We start from the raw sequence: 19725 nt of genomic DNA, 5'->3' as shown, positions 1-19725 counted from the left end.
CCTTCGCGCACAGGCAGGCGCGCGGCAGGCTGGTTACTTTCGGTAAACAAGCTGCATCGACGCACCGCCGGAACGCGCGGCAGGCGTTCTAATCGAACATCGCCTCCTCCCTTGTCTGCGCCACCATGAACCAACTCGATCAGCTCAAGCAGTTCACGACCGTCGTCGCCGACAGCGGCGATTTCAAGCAGCTCGCGCAGTACGCACCGCGCGACGCGACGACCAACCCGTCGCTGATCCTCAAGGCGGTACAGAAGCCGGATTACGCCCCGCTGCTGAAGGAGACGGTGGAGGCACACCGCGGCAAGCCGCTCGAGGCGATCGTCGACGAGGTGCTGGTGCGCTTCGGCCTGGAGATCCTGAAGATCGTGCCCGGGCGGGTCTCGACCGAGGTCGACGCGCGCCTGAGCTTCGACACCGCGGCCAGCGTCGCGAAGGCGCACCGGCTGATCGCGATGTACGAGGAGTCGGGCGTCGCTCGCGAGCGGATCCTGATCAAGCTCGCGTCCACCTGGGAGGGCATCCAGGCCGCGCGCATCCTGCAGCACGAGGGCATCCGCTGCAACATGACGCTGCTGTTCGCGTTCTGCCAGGCGGTGGCGTGTGGCGAGGCGAGCGCGCAGCTGATCTCGCCGTTCGTCGGCCGCATCTACGACTGGCACAAGAAGAACGCCGGTGCCAAGTGGATCGAGGCCGACAACGCTGGCGCGAACGACCCGGGCGTCAAGTCGGTCGCGCAGATCTTCACCTACTACAAGAAGTTCGGCATCGAGACCGAGGTGATGGGCGCGAGCTTCCGCAACGTCGGTCAGATCCAGGCGCTGGCCGGCTGCGACCTGCTGACGATCAGCCCCGAACTGCTCGGCGAACTGCAGGCGAGCGAGGCGCCGTTGCCGCGCATGCTCGATGCCGAGGTGGCCAAGCTGGTGCCGATCCACGCGGTGACCTACAACGAAGCCAGCTTCCGCTTCACGCTGAACGACGACGCGATGGCGACCGAGAAGCTCGCCGAGGGCATCCGCGCGTTCGCGGTCGATGCCGGCAAGCTCGACAAGATGATCGAGGCGCTCGGAGGGGGGAAATGATGGACCCGCGTTGCGACCAGACCGAAGCGTGGGCGGCGCTGGCCGGCCACTTCGAGGCCCACGGGCGCGACTTTGACATCCGCGAGGCGTTCGCGCGCGATCCGGGCCGGTTCGCGTCGATGGGCGTCGAGGCGCCCGAGGTGTTCGCCGACCTGTCGAAGAACCGCATCGACACCGCGACGATGCACTTCCTGCTCGACCTGGCGAAGGAATGCCGGATCGAGGCGCGCCGCGATGCCATGCTGCGCGGCGACCCGATCAACACCACCGAAGGCCGGGCGGTGCTGCACACCGCGCTGCGCGCGCCGCGCGGCAAGGGCCCGTTCAGCGACGACGTGCACGGCGTGCTCGACGCGATGCTCAGCTATGTCGAGAGCGTGCGGGACACGGCTGCCAGCGGCATCCGCCACATCGTCAACATCGGCATCGGCGGCAGCGACCTGGGGCCGCAGATGGTCGTACCGGCGCTCGACGCCTTTGCGCACCCGGGGCTGACGCTGCACTTCGTCTCGAACGTCGACGGCCACGACATCGTGCCGGTGCTGCGCCGCCTCGACCCCGCGCAGACGCTGTTCATCATCGCCAGCAAGACCTTCACGACCCAGGAGACGATGGCCAACGCGCACGCCGCGAAGGCCTGGTTCGAGGCCAGCGGCGGCACCGACATCGCGAAGCACTTCTGCGCGACGACGACCAACGTCACCGCGGCGGCGGCCTTCGGCATCACGACGACCTTCGGCTTCTGGGACTGGGTGGGCGGGCGCTACTCGCTGTGGTCAGCGATCGGGTTGCCGATCGCGCTGGCGATCGGCGCCGACAACTTCCGCGCGCTGCTGGCCGGCGCGCACGCGATGGACGCGCATTTCGCGACCGCGCCGGCCGCGAAGAACCTGCCGACGCTGCTCGGGCTGATCGACGTCTGGTACCGCAACTTCCACGGCTTCACGAGCCGCTGCATGGCGCCCTACCACCAGGGCCTGAAGCGCCTGCCGGCCTACCTGCAGCAGCTGGAGATGGAGAGCAACGGCAAGCGGGTCGATCTCGACGGCGCGCCGCTGCCGTTCGCGACCAGCCCGGTCGTCTGGGGCGAGCCGGGAACGAACGGCCAGCACGCCTACTTCCAGATGCTCCACCAGGGCACCGACGTGATCCCGGTCGAGTTCATCCTGGTCCGGCGTGCCACTCACGCGATCGGCGGCGACTTGCATGCGCCTTTGCTCGAGCAGCTCGAGCGCCAGCACGCGATGCTGCTCGCCAACGGGCTGGCGCAGGCGCAGGCGCTGATGCAGGGCAAGTCGACGGCCGACGCCGCGGCCGAGAATGCGCCGACCGCGTCGAAGACGCTCGATCCGGCCGTGCTCTCAAAGCACCGCACCTTCCCCGGCAACCGGCCGAGCACCACGCTCGTGCTGGACCAGCTGACGCCGCGCTCGCTCGGAGCGCTGATCGCGCTCTACGAACACCGCGTGTTCGTCAGTGGCGCGCTGTGGGGCATCAACAGCTTCGACCAGTGGGGCGTGGAGCTCGGCAAGGCGCTGTGCAACGACCTGCTGCCGCGCCTGGCCAGCGGCGACACCGCCGGGCTGGATGCGTCGACCGCCGGCCTGATGCAGCGGCTGCGGCCCTGACACCGCCCCCGAGACGAACCCGAGGACTCGAGCCATGACCGCTGTCGTCACGTTGCATCACTCGCCCAACACGCGCTCGACCGGTGCGCTGATCCTGCTCGAGGAGCTCGGTGCGCCCTACGACCTGCATGTGATGAACATGAAGGCGGGCGAAAACCGCGCGCCGGCCTACCTGGCGATCAACCCGCTCGGCAAGGTGCCGGCGGTGACGCACGGCGACGCGCTGGTGACCGAGCAGGTGGCGGTCTTCCTGTACCTGGCCGACCTGTTCCCCGCGGCCGGCCTGGCACCGCCGATCGGTGACCCGCTGCGCGGCCCGTACTTGCGCTGGATGGCGTTCTACGGGTCCTCGTTCGAGCCGGCACTGATCGACAGATCGCAGAAGCACGCGCCGCCGCCGTCGCTGGCGCCGTATGGCGACTACGACACGATGCTGGCGACGCTGGTCGGCCAGCTGGAGAAGGGCACCTACCTGCTCGGCGAACGCTTCAGTGCGGTCGACGTGCTGTGGGGCACGGCGTTGCGCTGGACCACGATGTTCGGTCTGGTGCCGGAGCTGCCGGTGATCGCCGCGTACATCGAGCGTGTCGGTTCGCGACCGGCGGTCGCGCGCGCGCGGGCCAAGGATGCGGAGCTGGCGAAGACGTTCGGCTGACCGGTCTCAGGCCGGTCCGCAGCCGGCAGGCTTGAAGACACGCCGTGTCGACACCGGGTGCTTCTGCAGCGCAGTCGCCGGGCGGCGCGGGCGGCGCAGCAGTTCGCCATCGCAGTTGGGGCAGATGCCGCCGAGCTTCTCGTCGGCGCAGGTGCTGCAGAACGTGCACTCGAAGGTGCAGATGCGCGCCTCGACCGAGTCGTTCGGCAGGTCGCGGCTGCAGCACTCGCAGTTCGGACGCAGCTCGAGCATTGACGCGACCTCAGCGCACCGAGAGCCCGCGCAGCGCGCCGTGGGCGGCGTCGAACGCCTGCTCGACGATGCGCTGCTTCCATTCGTCGGTGTCGACATAGAACGCGTCGCGGGTCTGGCGCTTGATCTGCGCGCGTTGCGCGGCAGGCGCTTCCGGGTGGTTCTCGACCCACTGGTCGGCGCGCAGCGCGCCGATCATCTGGTCGATCGGCAGCGTGCCGTACTCGAGCGCGATGCCGGTGTACTCGGCCTGCGGGCACTCCTGGTAGGCCGTCATCCACATCAGCCCCTGCAGCGGCGCCGAGGTCGAGCTGCCGTCGTAGATGCTGGTGACGTCGTCGCCCCACCAGGCCCGGGCGCGCTGCAGCGCGGCGGCATCGTCGCGGCAGGCGAAGATGCGCTCGCCGTGGCCGCTCGGGCCGAGGCCGGTGTGCAGGTCGATCCAGCCGAGGCGGGCGCAGCGCGTGGCGTGCTCCTGCAGCACGTGGCGCAGCGTCACGTGACTCCAGGTCGGGTTGCGGCCGCCGTAGAACAGGCCCTCGGGGTGCGCGTACTGGCCGCTGGTGATCGCCTCCTGCAGCTTGGCGGCGCCGTGCGCTGCGGCGAAGGCCTGCAGCGGGCCATCGCTCTGTTCGCTCGGCGGCCAGTGGGCCGGCACGATCGCCGCGGCCAGGTCGTCGTAGGCGTCGTTGCGCGGCGGCGCCTGGCTGAAGTCGTGGAAGTTGCGGTTCAGGTCGACGTTCTCCTGCGTGGTGCGCCGCCACCACGAGAAGCCGTACGGGTTCAGTGCATGGATGTAGAGCACCGTCACGCGGGCGTCGGCCGCCGCGGCGCGCCACGCCGGGTCGCGCAGCAGCGCGGTCTGGACGCCCGAGCCGCAGAAGCCCTCGACGCCGTGGCAGGCGCTGCTGACGATCAGCAGCGCGGCGGCGTCGGCGGGGCCGTCGCGGACCACGTCCATCGCCAGCGGCTCGCCGTCGCGACCGACCAGCGGGTGCAGGTGGCTCTGCGGGTCGAGGCCGGCGTCGTCGGCGGCGGCCAGGAACTTGGCCCGCGCCTCGGCATAGCTCTGCGAAAAGTTCGCGCTGGCGTCGTGGCCCATCAGCGTGCGGTGTTGAGCCACTTCTCGGCCAGGTTGACCCAGAGGGTCGCCCCGAGCGGGATCAGGTCGTCGTTGAAGTCGTAGCTGGGGTTGTGCAGCATGCACGGTCCCATGCCGTGGCCGCCTTCGCGGTGGCTGCCGTCGCCGTTGCCGATCAGGAAGTAGCAACCGGGCTTCTCCAGCAGGAAGAAGCTGAAGTCCTCGGCGCCCATCGTCGGCTCGAACTCCTGCACTTTGTCGGCGCCGACCAGCTCGCCCATCACCTGGCGCGCGAACTCGGTCTCGGCGGGGTGGTTGATCGTCGGCGGGTAGTTGCGCTTGAACGCGAACTCGCAGGTGGTGTCGAAGGCCGCGCAGGTGTGCTCGGTGATCTCCTTCATGCGGCGCTCGATCAGGTCGAGCACCTCGAGCGTGAACGTGCGCACCGTGCCCTGGATCTCGCAGCTGTCGGGCACCACGTTGGTGGCCTCGCCGGTGTGGATCATCGTCACCGAGATCACGCCGGCGTCGATCGGCCGCTTGTTGCGGGTGATGATGGTCTGGAACGCCTGCACCAGCTGACACGCCACCGGCACCGGGTCGACGCCGTTGTGCGGCATCGCCGCGTGCGCGCCCTTGCCGTGGATCGTGATCTTGAACTCGTTGCTGCTGGCGAAGCACGGGCCGTTCTTCAGCGCGAACTGGCCGACCGCCATGCCCGGCCAATTGTGGGCACCGAACACCGCCTCCATCGGGAACTTCTCGAACAGTCCGTCCTTGATCATTTCGCGCGCGCCGCCGCCGCCTTCCTCGGCCGGCTGGAAGATAAGGTAGACGGTCCCGTCGTAATTGCGGTGCTTGCTGAGGTGCTTGGCGGCGGCCAGCAGCATCGCGGTGTGGCCGTCGTGGCCGCAGGCGTGCATCTTGCCGGGGTGCTGGCTGGCGTGGGCGAAGGTGTTGTGCTCGGTCATCGGCAACGCGTCGATGTCGGCGCGCAGGCCGACGGCGCGGTCGCTGGTGCCGTTCTTCAGGATCGCGACCACGCCGGTCGTGCCCATGCCGCGGTGGATCGGGATGCCCCAGTCGGTGAGCTGCTTCGCGATCACGTCGGACGTGCGCTGCTCCTGGAAGCACAGCTCCGGGTGGGCGTGGATGTCGCGGCGGACCGCGGCGATGGACGCCGCGTCGGCGAGGATGGATTCGATCATGCGCATGTGCGGCTCCTTGCATGCAACGTACCCGGACACGCGTGCCCGGAAAACGGGCAGTTTAGCGCCGGGCTGGCCGGGCGACCGGCGGCCCCGCAAAGGCCCCTGCGGCTAGCGCCGGACCTTGCCGTCCTCGGTCAGCATCGACAGGTCGACGAAGCGCGACGCGACGTGGTCGCGCGGCCCGAACTCGACGCTGAAGCCGCCGAAGCTGACGTTCTGGATCGATTCCAGCCCGCTGATCAGCGATTCGCGTGTCGGGTTGCGGCCGGCGCGCCGGAAGCCCTCGGTCAGCACCTTGGCGGCCAGGTAGCCTTCCATGCTGGAGTAGTTCGGCTGGGCATCGCCGCCGGCCCTCGCGACCGCGTCGAGGTACTCGCGCGCGATGCCGGTCGTCGTCGAGAACGGGAACGGCATGACCTGGCTGACCATGATCCCGCGGCCTTCCTTGCCGAGTTCGTCCGCCAGCGCCTGGGTGCCGACGAACGAGACGTTGAAAAAGGTCCCGCCGTAGCCGGCCTTGCGGGCCTCGCGGATGAACGCGGCGCAGGACTTGTAGGCGCTGATCTGCACGACGGCGTCGGGCATCTTCGCGGTGATGTCCTTGACGGCCTGCGCGACGTTGACGGTGTTGCGCTCGACCGTGCCGAGCGCGACCGGCGCCAGGTCCTGCGATTTCAGCGCGCGGGTCACGCCTTCCAGGCCGGCCTTGCCGTAGGCGTCGTTCTGGTAGAAGACCGCGATCTTCTTCAGGCCGAGCGAGGTGAGCTGCTTCACGATCAGCGCGGTCTCGTCGTAGTACGAGGCGCGCAGGTGGAACACGGTCCTGTGGAAGGGGTCGCGCAGCGCCTCGGCGCCGGTGAACGGGCCGAAGAACGGCACCTTCGCGTCGACGACCAGCGGCAGTGCCGCCAGGCAGGTCGGCGTGCCGACGTAGCCGAACAGGCCGAACACGTCGTCGCGGATGAACTTCTCGGTGTTGGCCTTGCAGCGGTCGGGCTCGTAGCCGTCGTCGAGCGTGCGCAGCTCGATCGTGCTGCCATTGACGCCGCCGGCGGCGTTGAGCGCGTTGAAGTAGACCTTCGCGCCCATGTTCATCTGGATGCCGAGCTGGGCGGCGGGGCCGCTGAACGCGGCCGACTGGCCGAGCACGATGCGGTTGTTCTGGGCCAGGGCAGGCAGCGCCAACGCGGCGCTCGAACCCGCGAGCCACTTGATGGCGTCACGACGTTTCATGGAATCCTCAACGATGTGTCCAGGGCGTTCGCTGCCTTCCGGCCGGGCCCGTCTGGTGTGTCCCAGCGTGGGCGCAGCTTACGCATTGCCGTGCACTAAGTCACCGTCCAGTGGACGTTTGAACACGAACACCGGCGGCCGGCGTGTGCAATAGTTCACCTCCATGGAGACGATCACCGTACGCGCCGCCTGCCCGCACGACTGCCCGGACACCTGCGCGATCCGCGTCACGGTCCAGGACGGGCGGGCGATCAAGGTGCAGGGCGATCCCGATCATCCGCCGACCCACGGCGCGCTGTGCACCAAGGTCTCGCGCTATCCGGAGCGCACCTACCACCCCGAGCGCGTGCTGCATCCGCTGCGCCGGGTGGGGCCCAAGGGGTCGGGCCGATTCGAGCGGGTGAGCTGGGAGGAGGCGCTGACCGACATCGCCGCGCGCCTGCGGACGATCGCGGCGCGCGATCCCCAGGCCATCGTGCCCTACAGCTATGCCGGCACGATGGGCCTCGTGCAGGGCGAGAGCATCGCCGCCCGGTTCTTCCACCGCCTCGGCGCGTCGCTTCTGGACCGCACGATCTGCTCGAGCGCCGGCGGCGAGGCGCTCGCCTCGACCTACGGCGGCAAGGTCGGCATGCACCTGGAGTTCTTCGCCGAGAGCCGGCTGATCCTGATCTGGGGCAGCAACTCGATCGCGTCCAACTTGCACTTCTGGACCTTCGCGCAGGCGGCCAAGCGGGCCGGCGCCAAGCTGATCTGCATCGACCCGCGGCGCACCGAGACGGCCGACAAGTGCCACCAGCACATCGCGCTGCTGCCCGGCACCGACGGCGCGCTCGCGCTCGGGCTGATGCACGAGTTGATCGTCAACGACTGGCTGGACGATGACTACATCGCGCGGCATGTCGACGCCGCCGGCTGGCCCGCGCTGCGCGAACGCGCGCTGCAGTGGCCGCCCGAGCGCGCCGCCGAGGTCTGCGGCATCACGGCCGACGAGGTGCGCGGCCTGGCGCGCGACTACGGCACGACGCGCCCCGCCGCGATCCGCCTGAACTACGGCATGCAGCGGGTGCGTGGCGGCGGCAATGCGGCGCGGCTCGTCGCGCTGCTGCCGTGCCTGACCGGCGCGTGGCGGCACCGCGCCGGCGGGCTGCTGTTGTCGAGCTCGGGCTGGTTCAAGTCGGTGCGCAACGACGCGGGGCTGCAGCGGCCCGACCTGCTCGCCGGCCGCGCGGTGCGCACCCTCAACATGAGCACCATCGGGGACGACCTGCTGCGCGAGTCGTCGGCCGACTTCGGCCCGAAGATCGAGGCGCTCGTCGTCTACAACAGCAACCCGGTCGCGGTGGCGCCGGAGTCGCCGAAGGTGGTGCGCGGCTTCGCGCGCGACGACCTGTTCACCGTGGTGCTCGAGCACTTCATGACCGACACCGCCGACCTGGCCGACTACGTGCTGCCGGCCACGACCCAGCTCGAGCACCTGGACGTGCACACCAGCTACGGCCACACCTGGGTGATGCTAAACGAGCCGGCGATCGCGCCGGTCGGCGAGTCGAAACCGAACACGCAGATCTTTCGCGAACTGGCCGCGCGCATGGGCTTCGACGAACCGTGCTTCGCCGACGACGACGAGAAGCTGGCGCGCGCCGCGTTCCATGCGCCTGTCGAGTTCGAGGCGCTGCGCGAGCACGGCTGGTTCAAGCTGCCGATCGCCGATGCGCCTTTCGCCGAAGGCAACTTCCCGACCGCCGACGGCCGCTGCATCGTCGATTCCAAGCTGCACGGCGTGCCCGACCACGTGCCCAACTACGAGGCGGTGCTCAGTGCGCCGGCCTTGGCGCGGCGCTTCCCGCTCGCGATGATCTCGCCGCCGGCGCGCAACTTCCTGAACTCCAGCTTCGTCAACGTCACCAGCCTGCGCGACATCGAGGGCGAGCCGCTGCTCGAGATCCACGCTGCCGACGCGCAGGGCCGCGGGATCGTCGACGGCGCGATGGTGCAGGTCTTCAACGACCGCGGGCGCTACCTGTGCCGCGCCCGCATCAGCCCGCGGGCGCGGCCCGGCGTCGTCAACGGACTGGGTGTCTGGTGGCGCAAGCTCGGCGCCGGCGGCAGCAACGTCAACGAGGTGACGCACCAGCAGCTCACCGACATCGGCCGCGCGCCCAGCTTCTACGACTGCCTGGTCGAGGTGCGGCCGGCTGATGCCGTGTCGTGACCCGTGGCCGGCTGGCGCTGCTGATGGCGAGTCTCGCGGCCCTGGGCGTCGCGCTGGTGGCGGCGGGAACCGTCTGTCTGACCTCCGGCTGCAGCACGATCGGCTATTACGCGCAGTCGGCCAGCGGCCACCTCGCGCTGGTGCGCGCCGCGAAGCCGGTGCCCGAGTGGCTGGCCGATGCGCAGACGCCGCCGGCGCTGAAGGCGAGGCTCGAACTGAGCCAGCGCATTCGCGACTTCGCGGTCAGCGAACTGAAGGAACCCGACAACGCGAGCTACCGCCGCTACGCCGATCTGCAGCGCAATGCCGCGGTCTGGAACGTGGTGGCCGCGCCCGAGCTGAGCCTGCGGCTGCAGACCTGGTGCTTCCCCGTCGTCGGCTGCGTCGGCTACCGCGGCTACTACGACCGTGCCGCCGCCGATGCGTTCGCGCAGAGCTTGCGCGACCAGGGGCTGGAGACGAGCGTCTACGGCGTGCCCGCGTATTCGACGCTCGGCCTGCTGCCGGGCGATGCGTTCGCCGACCCCCTGCTGAACACCTTCATCGCCTACCCGGAAGGCGAACTGGCGCGCCTGATCTTCCATGAGCTCGCGCACCAGATCGCCTACGCGAAGGGCGACACGGTGTTCAACGAATCGTTCGCGACCGCCGTCGAGCGCATCGGCGCGCAGCGTTGGCTTGCCGAGCACGCAAGCCCGCAGGCCCGCGAGGAGTACGAGCGCTTCGACAGCCGGCGTCGCGACTTCCGGGCGCTGACGATGCGCTACCGCGACCTGCTCGACGCGCTGTACAACGGCCCCGGCAGCGAGGCCGACAAGCGCAGCGCCAAGGCGACCCTGATGCGCGACCTGCGCGCCGAGCACGAGGTGCTGAAGCGCGAGCGCTGGGGCGGGTATTCCGGGTATGACGGCTGGTTCGCGCGGGCCAACAATGCGGCCTTCGGCGTGCTCGCCGCGTACAACGGACTGGTGCCCCATTTCGAGCGCCTGTTCGAACGCGAGGGGCGCGACTTCAACCGTTTCTACACCGAGGTTCGGCGCCTGGCGGCATTGCCGCTGGCCGAGCGTCGTCACGCATTGCCCTGAGGAGATCCCGCCATGCCCGACATCCGCATCCACCGCGACCACGCCCTCGGCCTGGCCAAGGCGCGCAAGGTCGCGCTGCAATGGGCCGAGGACGCCGAGAAGAAGTTCGACATGGCGTGCACGATTCTCGAAGGCGAGACCAGCGACACGGTGGAGTTCACGCGCTCCGGCGTGAAGGGCGAACTGATCGTTGCGGCGGATCACTTCCAGCTCGACGCGAAACTCGGCTTCCTGCTCGGCGCGTTCAGCAAGACGATCGAGTCCGAGATCGAGAAGAACCTGGATGCGCTGCTCGCCAAAAGCAAACCGGCCGCGAAGAAGGCGGCCGGCAAGTCCGTCAAGAAATAGCGAGCTTCACTTCAAGGACTCGATCAGGTCGATGTACTCCTGCATCGCGGCCTCGGTCGACTGACCCTTGATCGCGTTCCACGCGTCCCACTTCGCGCGGCCGACCATGTCGGAGAAGCCAGGACGCTTGCCGTCGACATCCCCGGCACTGGCCTGTTTGTAGAGCGCGTAGATCTTCAGCAGCGTCATGTTGTCGGGCTTTTCGGGCAGGGCCTTCGAGTCCTTGACGGCTTGCTCGAATTGCGACTTCAGGTCGGCCATGGCGGGGTGCTCCTCTGGGTGAAAATGTGCATTGACGCAGGCGATGTTACCCAGCATCTTCGCGCGTCTCACAAGAACACTTCGAGGAGAAACCCGATGCCGCAGCCCAACCCGCAGGAGCGCGCCTCGCAGCGCATGTCGCGCGTGGACACCGCCTGGCTGCGGATGGACAACGACGTCAACCTGATGATGATCGTGGGCGTCTGGCTGCTGCAGCCCGGCATCACCCACGCGCAGCTCTGCGAGCGCGTCGAGGACAAGCTGCTGAAGTACGAGCGCTTCCGCCAGAAGGTGGTGCCCGACGCGGTGGGCGCGATGTGGGTCACCGACGACGCGTTCGACGTGACCCGCCACGTGCTGCACCAGAAGCTGCACCGCGCACGCGGGCAGAGCGAGCGCGAGGCGCTGCAGGCGCTGGTCGGCGAACTCGCCAACACGCCGCTCGACCCCGACCACCCGCTGTGGCAGTTCCACCTGATCGATGGCTACGAGGGCGGCAGCGCGCTGGTGGCGCGGGTGCACCACTGCATCGGCGACGGCATCGCGCTGATCTCGGTGATGATGTCGATCACCGACGGCGGCATGGACCCGCCCAAGCGCAAGAAGCGCTCGCTGCCCGAGTCCGAAGGCGACTGGCTGGCCGACGCGGTGATGAAGCCGCTGACCGATCTGGCCACCAAGGCGATCGGCATGTACGGCGGCGGCGTCGCCAAGTCGATGGAGATGCTGTCGAATCCGCAGGAGGGCCTGGCCGGCTCGATCGAGATGGCGCGCACCGGCGCGAAGGTGCTGGGCGATGTCGGCGCGATGGCGATGATGCCGGACGACTCGCCGACGCTGCTGAAGGGCAAGCCGATCGGCCAGAAGATCGTCGCGTGGGGCGAACCGGTGCCGCTCGACCAGGTCAAGGCGATCGGCAAGGCGCTGAACTGCTCGATCAACGACGTGCTGCTGGCCTGCGTGGCCGGCGCGATCGGCGCGTATCTGCGCGAGCACGGCGACGATCCGACGGGCAAGGAGATCCGCGCGATGGTGCCGGTCAACCTGCGCCCGCTCGAGCAGGCCTGGAAACTCGGCAACCGCTTCGGCCTGGCGCCGCTGACGCTGCCGATCGGCATCGACAACCCCATCGAGCGCGTCTACGCGGTGCGTGCGCGCATGAACCAGCTGAAGGACAGCTACCAGCCGCTGCTGGCGTTCGCGGTGCTCGCCGTCGCGGGCCTGCTGGTCAAGCCGGTGCAGGACGGGCTGCTCGGCCTGTTCGCGAAGAAGGCCACCGCGGTGATGACCAACGTGCCGGGTCCGGCGGTGGCGCTGAAGTTCTGCGGCGCGACGTTGCGCCAGACCATGTTCTGGGTGCCGGCGTCGGGCGACATCGGCGTCGGCGTGTCGATCCTGTCGTACGGCGGCGGCGTCCAGTTCGGGCTGATCACCGACAAGAAGCTGTGCCCGCACCCGCAGCAGATCATCGACCGTTTCGAGCCGGAGTTCGAGAAGCTCCTGCTGGTCACGATGATGCTGCCGTGGGGCGAGTAGACGCGGTCCGACACGCAGCGTCAGGCCGTCGGGGCAACAAACAGGTATCGGCGTCAACTCGCTTGCGGCACCCGCGGATTTCAGTGCCAACTGCGTGCGTTGGGGCCGCGTGACGCGGCCGACACTCTTCGCAACGCACGATCAGGGCCCGCGCGATCAGGGGCGGCCGCCGATGAAGCAGCCGGTGGCCGGCGTCGAGCTCGCAGGCCGGTTCTGAAGCCCGCCGCGCGGATCTGGGCGCAGACCTCTGCCATCGCTTGCCGCCGGCATCGAACTGAAGCGCACGCTGCGGCCGCGCTCGCGTTGGCCGCATTGGCTGCAGATATTGGCGCCGAGACTGTCACGGACACTCGACTTGCTCCCGAAGTTGGCGGGACAGCTGGCCCAGGCCCTGCCGTTCCAGTTCAGGTCGGCCTCGCGCCATGGATCGTTCCCCGAGCCCCAGGTGGTGAGCTGGCCCGCCACCATGCGCCGGCGGCGGTCGACATAGCGCACCTTGTTGTTCGCGTCAGGCGTGCTCTGAGCCTCTGTGCTTGTCAGCACCCGCAGCGCGTAGCTCGTGCCGCTCGTGCAATTCAGGCGTAGTCCTCGTACGGCGAGCCTTCAAATTCCGGCCGGTGACCCTCGGCGAGAGGGCCACACGACCATGTCGGGGAATGTGTCTGAAGGCTTCCTCAAACAAGCGGAGAAGCCGCGAGTTCAGTCGGCGCGGCCGCGCCCGCGGCAACCGGATCGGCCGGGAAGAAATAGGCGAGTCGCTGTCGCATCAGTTCGGGCTCGATGGCGGCGTCGTACCCGCCCTTGCGTCGCCTGATCATCGCGCCCCATGGGAGCGCGTCCGTCTCTTCGGACAGCTTGCGCAAATAGTCGCGGGTGCTGCCGATCTGTCGCGCCGGGACGCCCCCGACGATGGTGCCAGGGGGCACGTCGCGCACCACCACGGCGCCGGCACCGACGATCGCGTCGGGCCCGATGGTCACGCCCCGCATGATCAGCGCGCCGTGGCCGATGAACACGTTGTCTTTGACTGTGATCTTGCCGACGGCGTCCACACTCTCGCCGTAGGCGGCGTAGAGCACTTCGATGGCGCCGTCGTGACCAATGAACGTGCAATCCGCCAGGACAACGTTGTTGCCGATCGTCACGTAGGCCGGATCGGTGAATGTCACGCCGCGGTTGATGCGGACGTTGTTGCCGACCGCGTGAAGTCCGCCATAGAGGCGGAGGTACTCGCAATACTCGCGCGAGTCGGGCTTGCAGGTCCGCAGGTAGAGCGACTTGAAGCGCCCATGCCGCAGGGCCAGGCGGCGAAGCAACCGCTTGATCATCGAGAGTTCCCAGAAGACATTGCGCAAGTATGTGTGGCGCCCGCGGCGGTGATTCTCCGAAGCGGCGCCGATTAGTCCTCCAATTCCGCCTTCGCCATCTCCACGTCCAGCCGCTCCATCGCGTCCAGCGGCGTCACGGCGGCGGCGTCCTCGTAGAGCTCCGTCGCTTCCTTCATCTTCTTGTCGCCCTCGAGCATCACCAGGCCGTTGGCGTACTCGACCATCGCGATCGCGGAGGTCGGGTTCAGCTTCAGCGCGGTCTTGAACATCGACAGGCCGGCGTCCTTGCTGGCGCCCTGGGTGCGGCCGAGCAGCGAGCCGACCTTGTCGATCACTTCGGCATGGAAGGCGCCGAGCGCAATGTGCGCGTCGGCGTGCTTGGGGGCGAGCTTGATCGCGGTCTCGAGCGCGCTCTTGACCTTGCTGCCGAGACCCTGCGCCAGCGCCTTCGCGATGCTGATGCCCTGGCTGTAGCGACCGAGCGCATACGCCATCAGGTAGTAGGCGTTGGCGTTCTTCGGATCGGTGCCGATCTGGGCCTCGGCGCGCTCCGCCACCTCCATGAACAGCGCGAGCTTGGCCTTCTCGCTCTTTTCGAGGTAGTTGGCATAGATCGCCTGCGCCTTGTTCGCGACCGTCACGCCTGCGCCGCCGGCCTTGAGCCCCGCCTCGGTCGCCTTCTGGAACTCCCCGGCGTGGAACAGCGCCCAGGCCGCAAGCACCTTCGCGTCGCTCGGGAGCGGCTCGGCGTCACCGGCGTGCAGGCGTGCCCAGTTCTTCTTGAGGGCGGCGGCGTCGTAGGCGTAGTCGGCGCTGTCGTGCGGGAACGCGGTCCATTTGGTGGCCATGGTCAGTCTCCTTTGCGGTAGTTGCCGACCAGCGTGTGCAGGTGCGCGCGCTGGTCCGGTTCGAGGTAGGGCGAGAGCAGGCTGAGCACGTGGAAGGCGCCGCGCAGCAGTGCGGCGCCGGCGCTCTCGGGCTCGAGCGCATTGCGCGGGTCGCGCACGTACTCGTAGCTCAGCCAGTAGGTGAGCACGACCACCATCGCGGTGGCCACGGGCTCGACATCGCGGATGTCGATCCGCATCGCGCTGCTGCGGGCCAGGCCGTCGAGCACCTGCTGCACCGCCTTGCCCTTGTTCTTGAGCACGAACTGGAAGTGCGTCTCGAGCCGCCGGTTCTTCGACAGCAGGTCGTTGAGGTCGCGGTACAGGAAGCGATAGGCCCAGATCAGCTCGAACAGCATGTGGAAGAACAGCCACGCGTCCTCGACGTGGCGCACGTCCTCGGCGGCCCGCATCAGCTCGGTCAGGCTGCGCTCGTAGCGGTCGAACAGGCTGTTGATCAGCTCGTCCTTCGCCGGGTAGTGGTAGTACAGGTTGCCGGGGCTGATGCCGAGCTCGGCGGAGATCAGCGTGGTCGACACGTTCGGCTCGCCGAAGCGGTTGAACAGCGCCAGCGTCACCTCGAGGATGCGTTCGGCCGTGCGGCGGGGCGGCTTGCGCGGTTCCTTGGGGGGCGTGGGCATGGGGGGCGGCGGGCGAGGTCTCGGCGGGCAATCTAGCATCAACCCACCGTGCGGCGAATCGGCATCGGCCATAAGTCCGGGCGCTGCCTACAATCCTCCGCTGCATGCCAGCCATCTCATTCCAGAACGTCTCGAAGACCTATATCGGCAAGAGCGGCGCCGTCCACGCGCTCGACGACGTGAGCTTCGACATCCAGCCCGGCGAATTCTTCGGGCTGCTCGGCCCCAACGGCGCCGGCAAGACCACGCTGATCAGCATCCTCGCCGGCCTGGCGCGCGCCAGTGCCGGGCACGTCAAGGTTCTCGGCCACGACGTGGTGAGCGACTACGCCGCGGCCCGTCGCAGCCTGGGCATCGTGCCGCAGGAACTGGTGTTCGACCCGTTCTTCAACGTGCGCGAGGCGCTGCGCATCCAGAGCGGCTACTTCGGTGCCCGCGTCGACAAGAAGGCCAACGACGCCTGGATCGACGAACTCCTGGCGAACCTCGGTCTGGCCGACAAGGCCAACGCCAACATGCGCCAGCTCTCGGGCGGCATGAAGCGCCGCGTGCTCGTTGCACAGGCGCTGGTGCACCGCCCTCCGGTGATCGTCCTCGACGAGCCGACCGCCGGTGTCGACGTGGAACTGCGCCAGACGCTCTGGCAGTTCGTCGCGCGCCTGAACCGCGAAGGGCACACCGTGCTGCTGACGACCCACTACCTCGAAGAGGCCGAAGCGCTGTGCGGCCGGCTGGCGATGCTGAAGCAGGGCCGCGTCGTCGCGCTCGACCGCACGTCCGCGCTGCTGGCCGGCACCGCCAGCACGATGCTGCGCTTCAAGATGGACGCGCCGTTGCCCGCGGCGCTGGGCGCGCAATCGCGCGTCACCGGCCGCATCGTGCAGATCACCGCGCACGATGCGCACGAGGTCGAGACGATCCTTGGCGTGCTGCGCATCGCGGGTTGCCAGCCCGAGGACCTGGAGATCGGCCGCGCCGACCTGGAGGACGTGTTCCTCGAGATCATGAACGGGCCGCCGCGCACCGTGGCGCAGGTGAGGGTTGGGGTATGACGACGTCGACGCTGCTGTCCGGGACGAGCACGCTCCTCTACAAGGAAGTGCTGCGCTTCTGGAAGGTGAGCTTCCAGACGGTCGCCGCCCCGGTGCTGACTGCGATCCTGTACCTGCTGATCTTCGGCCACGTGCTCGAGGACCACGTGAAGGTGTTCGGCAGCGTCGGCTACACGAGCTTCCTGATCCCGGGGCTGGTGATGATGAGCGTGCTGCAGAACGCGTTCGCCAACAGCAGCTCGTCGCTGATCCAGAGCAAGATCACCGGCAACCTGGTCTTCCTGCTGGTCGCGCCGCTGTCGCATTGGGCCTGGTTCCTGGCGTATGTGGGCGCGTCGGTGGTGCGCGGGCTGGTGGTCGGCGCGGGCGTGATGGCCGCGACCGTCTGGTTCGCGCCGCTGCACCTGGCCAACCCGCTGTGGATCGTCGTCTTCGGCATCGCGGGTGCGGCGATGATGGGCGCGCTCGGGCTGATCGCCGGGTTGTGGGCCGAGAAGTTCGACCAGATCGCCGCGTTCCAGAACTTCATCATCATGCCGATGACGTTCCTCTCGGGCGTGTTCTATTCGGTCGGATCGCTGCCGCCGTTCTGGAAGGCGGTGAGCCACCTGAACCCGTTCTTCTACATGATCGACGGGTTCCGGCACGGCTTCTTCGGCGTCAGCGACGCGTCGCCGTGGACCAGCCTCGCGGTCGTCGGCGGCAGCCTCGCCATCGTCTGCGCGGTGTGCCTGCACCTGCTGCGGATCGGCTACAAGATCCGCCACTGATCACTTGTCGTAGATCGTCTCCAGCGACCGGAACCCCTTGACTTCGAGTGGGTTGCCGAACGGGTCCTCGAAGAACATCGTCCACTGCTCGCCGGGCTGACCCTCGAAGCGCAGGCTCGGCGGGACGATGAACGCGACGCCGGCGGCTTGCAGCCGCGCGGCCAGCGCCTGCCAGTCGGCCAGTTCCAGGATCACGCCGAAGTGCGGCATCGGCACCAGGTGCTCGCCGACCCGGCCGGTGCGCGCAGTCGCGAACGGCTCGCCGAGGTGCAGCGAGATCTGGTGACCGAAGAAGTCGTAATCGACCCAGGTCGGCGCGCTGCGGCCCTCCGCGCAGCCGAGCGTCTCGCCGTAGAAGCGGCGCGCAGCGCCGAGTTCGCGCACGTTGAAGGCGAGGTGGAAGATGCTGTTCATGCACCGATTATCGATAATCGGTCCATGAACCATGGCATGCGCAAGGGGCTCACGTCGTACGGCGACGCCGAGTTCTCGCTCTTTCTCCGCAAGGCGTCCATCAAGGCGATGGGCCTGTCGGACGACGCCCTGGCGCGGCCGATCGTCGGCATCGCCAACACCTACAGCGACTACAACGCCTGCCACGGCAACGTGCCCAAGCTGGTCGAGGCCATCAAGCGCGGCGTGATGCTCGCAGGCGGGCTGCCGATGGAGTTCCCGACGATCTCGATCCACGAGTCGTTCGCCTACCCGACCAGCATGTTCCTGCGCAACCTGATGGCGATGGACACCGAGGAGATGCTGCGCGCGCAGCCGATGGACTCGGTGGTGCTGATCGGCGGCTGCGACAAGACCATCCCGGCGCAGATGATGGCCGCGGCCGCGGCCTCGGCCGACGTGCCGGCGGTGTTCGTGCCGGTCGGGCCGATGCTGGTCGGTCATCACAAGGGGGAGGTGCTCGGCGCCTGCACCGACTGCCGGCATCTCTGGGGCGAGCACCGCGGTGGGCGCGTCGACGCGATCGAGATCGAGGCGATCAACGAGCGCCTGGCGCCGACCGCCGGCACCTGCATGGTGATGGGCACGGCCAGCACAATGGCCTGCATCGTCGAGGTGATGGGGCTCGCGCTGCCGCGCTCGGCGACGATTCCCGCGACGCACGCCGACCGCCTGCGCAGCGCCGAGGCCAGCGGCAAGCGGGCGGTCGCGATGGCGATCAGCGGGCATCCGCTGCCCAGCGAGGTGATGACGCCGACCGCGTTCCGCAACGCGCTGATCATCATGCAGGCGATCGGCGGCTCGACCAACGGGCTGATCCACCTGACGGCCGCGGCCGGCCGCCTGCGCATCCCGATCGATCTGGCCGAGGTCGACCGGCTCGGCCGGGAGGTGCCGGTGCTGGTCGACCTGAAGCCCAGCGGCGCGCACTACATGGAGCATTTCCACTGGGCCGGCGGCGTGCCGCGGCTGCTGCACGAGCTGCAGGACCTGCTCGATCTCGACGCGCCGACCGTGATGGGCGGCACCCTGCGCGACTGCATGAACGGCGCCGAGCTCGACCCGGGCCAGCAGGTCATCCGGCCGCGGTTGGCGCCGATCAACGCGCACGGCAGCATGGCGGTGCTGCGCGGCAACCTGGCGCCGCGCGGCGCGATCATCAAGCAGTCGGCCGCGTCGCCGCGCCTGATGAGCCACACCGGCCGTGCGGTCGTGTTCGACTCGGTCGAGGACATGGCGTTGCGCATCGACTCGCCGGATCTCGATGTGACCGCCGACGATGTGCTCGTGCTGCGCAACGCCGGCCCGATCGGCGCGCCGGGCATGCCCGAGGCCGGCTACCTGCCGATCCCGCGCAAGCTCGCGGTGCAGGGCGTGAAGGACATGGTGCGCCTGTCCGATGCGCGCATGAGCGGCACCGCGTTCGGCACGATCGTGCTGCACATGACGCCCGAGGCGGCGATCGGCGGGCCACTGGCGCTGGTGCGCAATGGCGACTCGATCCGGCTCGACGTGGCCGGGCGGACCCTCGAGCTGCTGGTCGACGACGCGGAACTGGCCCGCCGCCGGGCCGCGCTGCCCGCGATCAGCCCGGGCGCGGCGCCGGTGCCCGACCGCGGCTACGCGGCGCTGTTCCACCGCAGCGTGCTGCAGGCGGACCAGGGCTGCGACTTCGATTTCCTGGTCCCCGGGCCGCTGCCCCTAAAATAGCGCCACCATGGCCGACCCCACCCCCGACGACGTCCAGCGATTCATCGCCCAAGGGCTGGCCTGCGACCACATCGACGTCGAGGGCGACGGGCGCCACTTCTTCGCGACCATCGTGTCGGCCGAGTTCGAGGGCACGACCCGCGTGGCCCGCCAGCGCCGCGTCTACCAGGCCCTGGGCGATAGAATGCGCGAGCAAATCCACGCGCTGTCGATGAAGACGCTCACGCCGGCCGAATGGGCCCGTTCCTCCACCGCCGCCGAGCCCGGCGCGGCATCCGCACACCACCACTGACC

General features: G+C 68.7%; 21 protein-coding genes. 11 read left to right on the top strand and 10 right to left on the bottom strand.

Features of this window, described 5'->3' with window-relative positions; genetic code table 11:
• The first annotated feature begins 125 nt into the window (after nucleotides 1–125).
• From tal to ACWH49_RS06995, 3 genes are read left to right on the top strand one after another with little or no spacing between them, the layout of a single operon-like run.
• Nucleotides 126–1085: a transaldolase gene (tal, locus tag ACWH49_RS07005; RefSeq protein ID WP_448170802.1), complete on the top strand. Its 960-nt coding sequence runs from the start codon at nucleotides 126–128 to the stop codon at nucleotides 1083–1085.
• Nucleotides 1082–2713, top strand: a complete 1632-nt coding sequence (pgi, locus tag ACWH49_RS07000) for a glucose-6-phosphate isomerase (protein ID WP_448170801.1) — start codon at nucleotides 1082–1084, stop codon at nucleotides 2711–2713. The genes tal and pgi overlap by 4 nt, the downstream gene beginning before the upstream one ends.
• Before the next feature lie 34 nt (nucleotides 2714–2747).
• Complete coding sequence (locus ACWH49_RS06995) at nucleotides 2748–3368, top strand: glutathione S-transferase family protein (protein WP_448170800.1); 621 nt, start codon at nucleotides 2748–2750, stop codon at nucleotides 3366–3368.
• Between the two features lie 6 nt (nucleotides 3369–3374).
• On the opposite strand, the gene ACWH49_RS06990 is transcribed toward ACWH49_RS06995, so the two are convergent.
• The 4 genes from ACWH49_RS06990 to ACWH49_RS06975 form a co-directional block, all read right to left on the bottom strand.
• Entirely contained in the window at nucleotides 3375–3620 is a 246-nt protein-coding gene (locus ACWH49_RS06990; protein WP_448170799.1) for a DUF1272 domain-containing protein, read from the bottom strand.
• Between the two features lie 10 nt (nucleotides 3621–3630).
• Nucleotides 3631–4722 (bottom strand): M14 family metallopeptidase, encoded by a 1092-nt coding sequence (locus ACWH49_RS06985; protein WP_448174321.1) that lies wholly within the window; start codon nucleotides 4720–4722, stop codon nucleotides 3631–3633.
• Entirely contained in the window at nucleotides 4722–5915 is a 1194-nt protein-coding gene (locus ACWH49_RS06980; protein WP_448170798.1) for a M20 aminoacylase family protein, read from the bottom strand. Before ACWH49_RS06980 ends, ACWH49_RS06985 begins: the two co-directional genes overlap by 1 nt.
• 105 nt (nucleotides 5916–6020) lie before the next feature.
• A complete protein-coding gene (locus tag ACWH49_RS06975; RefSeq protein WP_448170797.1) occupies nucleotides 6021–7145 on the bottom strand; it encodes an ABC transporter substrate-binding protein in 1125 nt (374 codons plus the stop codon).
• Nucleotides 7146–7308: 163 nt separating this feature from the next.
• Here ACWH49_RS06975 and ACWH49_RS06970 point away from each other — a divergent pair, with 163 nt between their 5' ends.
• Genes ACWH49_RS06970 through ACWH49_RS06960 form a run of 3 tightly spaced genes read left to right on the top strand, consistent with a single transcriptional unit; the run spans nucleotide 7309 to nucleotide 10793 of the window.
• Nucleotides 7309–9360: a molybdopterin-containing oxidoreductase family protein gene (locus ACWH49_RS06970; protein WP_448170796.1), complete on the top strand. Its 2052-nt coding sequence runs from the start codon at nucleotides 7309–7311 to the stop codon at nucleotides 9358–9360.
• A 23-nt stretch (nucleotides 9361–9383) separates the two neighbouring features.
• Entirely contained in the window at nucleotides 9384–10445 is a 1062-nt protein-coding gene (locus ACWH49_RS06965; protein WP_448174320.1) for an aminopeptidase, read from the top strand.
• A 12-nt stretch (nucleotides 10446–10457) separates the two neighbouring features.
• The gene (locus ACWH49_RS06960) at nucleotides 10458–10793 is read left to right on the top strand and encodes a polyhydroxyalkanoic acid system family protein (protein WP_448170795.1); all 336 of its coding nucleotides are present in this window, start codon (nucleotides 10458–10460) and stop codon (nucleotides 10791–10793) included.
• A 6-nt stretch (nucleotides 10794–10799) separates the two neighbouring features.
• On the opposite strand, the gene ACWH49_RS06955 is transcribed toward ACWH49_RS06960, so the two are convergent.
• On the bottom strand, nucleotides 10800–11054 hold the full coding sequence (locus ACWH49_RS06955; protein ID WP_448170794.1) for an acyl-CoA-binding protein: 255 nt from the start codon (nucleotides 11052–11054) through the stop codon (nucleotides 10800–10802).
• 96 nt (nucleotides 11055–11150) lie between these two features.
• Between ACWH49_RS06955 and ACWH49_RS06950 the strand changes: the two genes are divergently transcribed.
• Complete coding sequence (locus ACWH49_RS06950) at nucleotides 11151–12590, top strand: WS/DGAT/MGAT family O-acyltransferase (protein WP_448170793.1); 1440 nt, start codon at nucleotides 11151–11153, stop codon at nucleotides 12588–12590.
• Between the two features lie 156 nt (nucleotides 12591–12746).
• Here ACWH49_RS06950 and ACWH49_RS06945 read toward each other — a convergent pair whose 3' ends face one another.
• From ACWH49_RS06945 to ACWH49_RS06930, 4 genes are all read right to left on the bottom strand, one after another.
• A complete protein-coding gene (locus tag ACWH49_RS06945; protein WP_448170792.1) occupies nucleotides 12747–13085 on the bottom strand; it encodes a hypothetical protein in 339 nt (112 codons plus the stop codon).
• A 179-nt stretch (nucleotides 13086–13264) separates the two neighbouring features.
• Nucleotides 13265–13918, bottom strand: coding sequence for a hypothetical protein (locus ACWH49_RS06940; RefSeq protein ID WP_448170791.1), 654 nt, complete (start codon nucleotides 13916–13918; stop codon nucleotides 13265–13267).
• Nucleotides 13919–13989: 71 nt separating this feature from the next.
• Complete coding sequence (locus tag ACWH49_RS06935; protein WP_448170790.1) at nucleotides 13990–14766, bottom strand: hypothetical protein; 777 nt, start codon at nucleotides 14764–14766, stop codon at nucleotides 13990–13992.
• Nucleotides 14767–14768: 2 nt separating this feature from the next.
• Nucleotides 14769–15446: a TetR/AcrR family transcriptional regulator gene (locus tag ACWH49_RS06930; protein WP_448170789.1), complete on the bottom strand. Its 678-nt coding sequence runs from the start codon at nucleotides 15444–15446 to the stop codon at nucleotides 14769–14771.
• A 104-nt stretch (nucleotides 15447–15550) separates the two neighbouring features.
• Between ACWH49_RS06930 and ACWH49_RS06925 the strand changes: the two genes are divergently transcribed.
• On the top strand, nucleotides 15551–16498 hold the full coding sequence (locus ACWH49_RS06925; protein WP_448170788.1) for an ABC transporter ATP-binding protein: 948 nt from the start codon (nucleotides 15551–15553) through the stop codon (nucleotides 16496–16498).
• Complete coding sequence (locus tag ACWH49_RS06920; protein WP_448170787.1) at nucleotides 16495–17268, top strand: ABC transporter permease; 774 nt, start codon at nucleotides 16495–16497, stop codon at nucleotides 17266–17268. Before ACWH49_RS06925 ends, ACWH49_RS06920 begins: the two co-directional genes overlap by 4 nt.
• Here the strand turns inward: ACWH49_RS06920 and ACWH49_RS06915 are convergent, their stop codons facing one another.
• A complete protein-coding gene (locus tag ACWH49_RS06915) occupies nucleotides 17269–17682 on the bottom strand; it encodes a VOC family protein (RefSeq protein WP_448170786.1) in 414 nt (137 codons plus the stop codon). It lies immediately after the preceding gene.
• 24 nt (nucleotides 17683–17706) lie between these two features.
• On the opposite strand from ACWH49_RS06915, the gene ACWH49_RS06910 reads away from it, so the two are divergent.
• Both ACWH49_RS06910 and ACWH49_RS06905 read left to right on the top strand, forming a co-directional pair.
• Complete coding sequence (locus ACWH49_RS06910) at nucleotides 17707–19431, top strand: IlvD/Edd family dehydratase (RefSeq protein ID WP_448170785.1); 1725 nt, start codon at nucleotides 17707–17709, stop codon at nucleotides 19429–19431.
• 7 nt (nucleotides 19432–19438) lie between these two features.
• Nucleotides 19439–19723 (top strand): BolA family protein, encoded by a 285-nt coding sequence (locus ACWH49_RS06905; RefSeq protein ID WP_448170784.1) that lies wholly within the window; start codon nucleotides 19439–19441, stop codon nucleotides 19721–19723.
• Nucleotides 19724–19725 lie beyond the last annotated feature (2 nt).

It is taken from the genome of Rhizobacter fulvus (assembly GCF_964020785.1).
The sequence above is the reverse complement of the archived record's forward strand: the minus strand, read 5'-3'. Positions and strand labels throughout refer to the sequence as shown.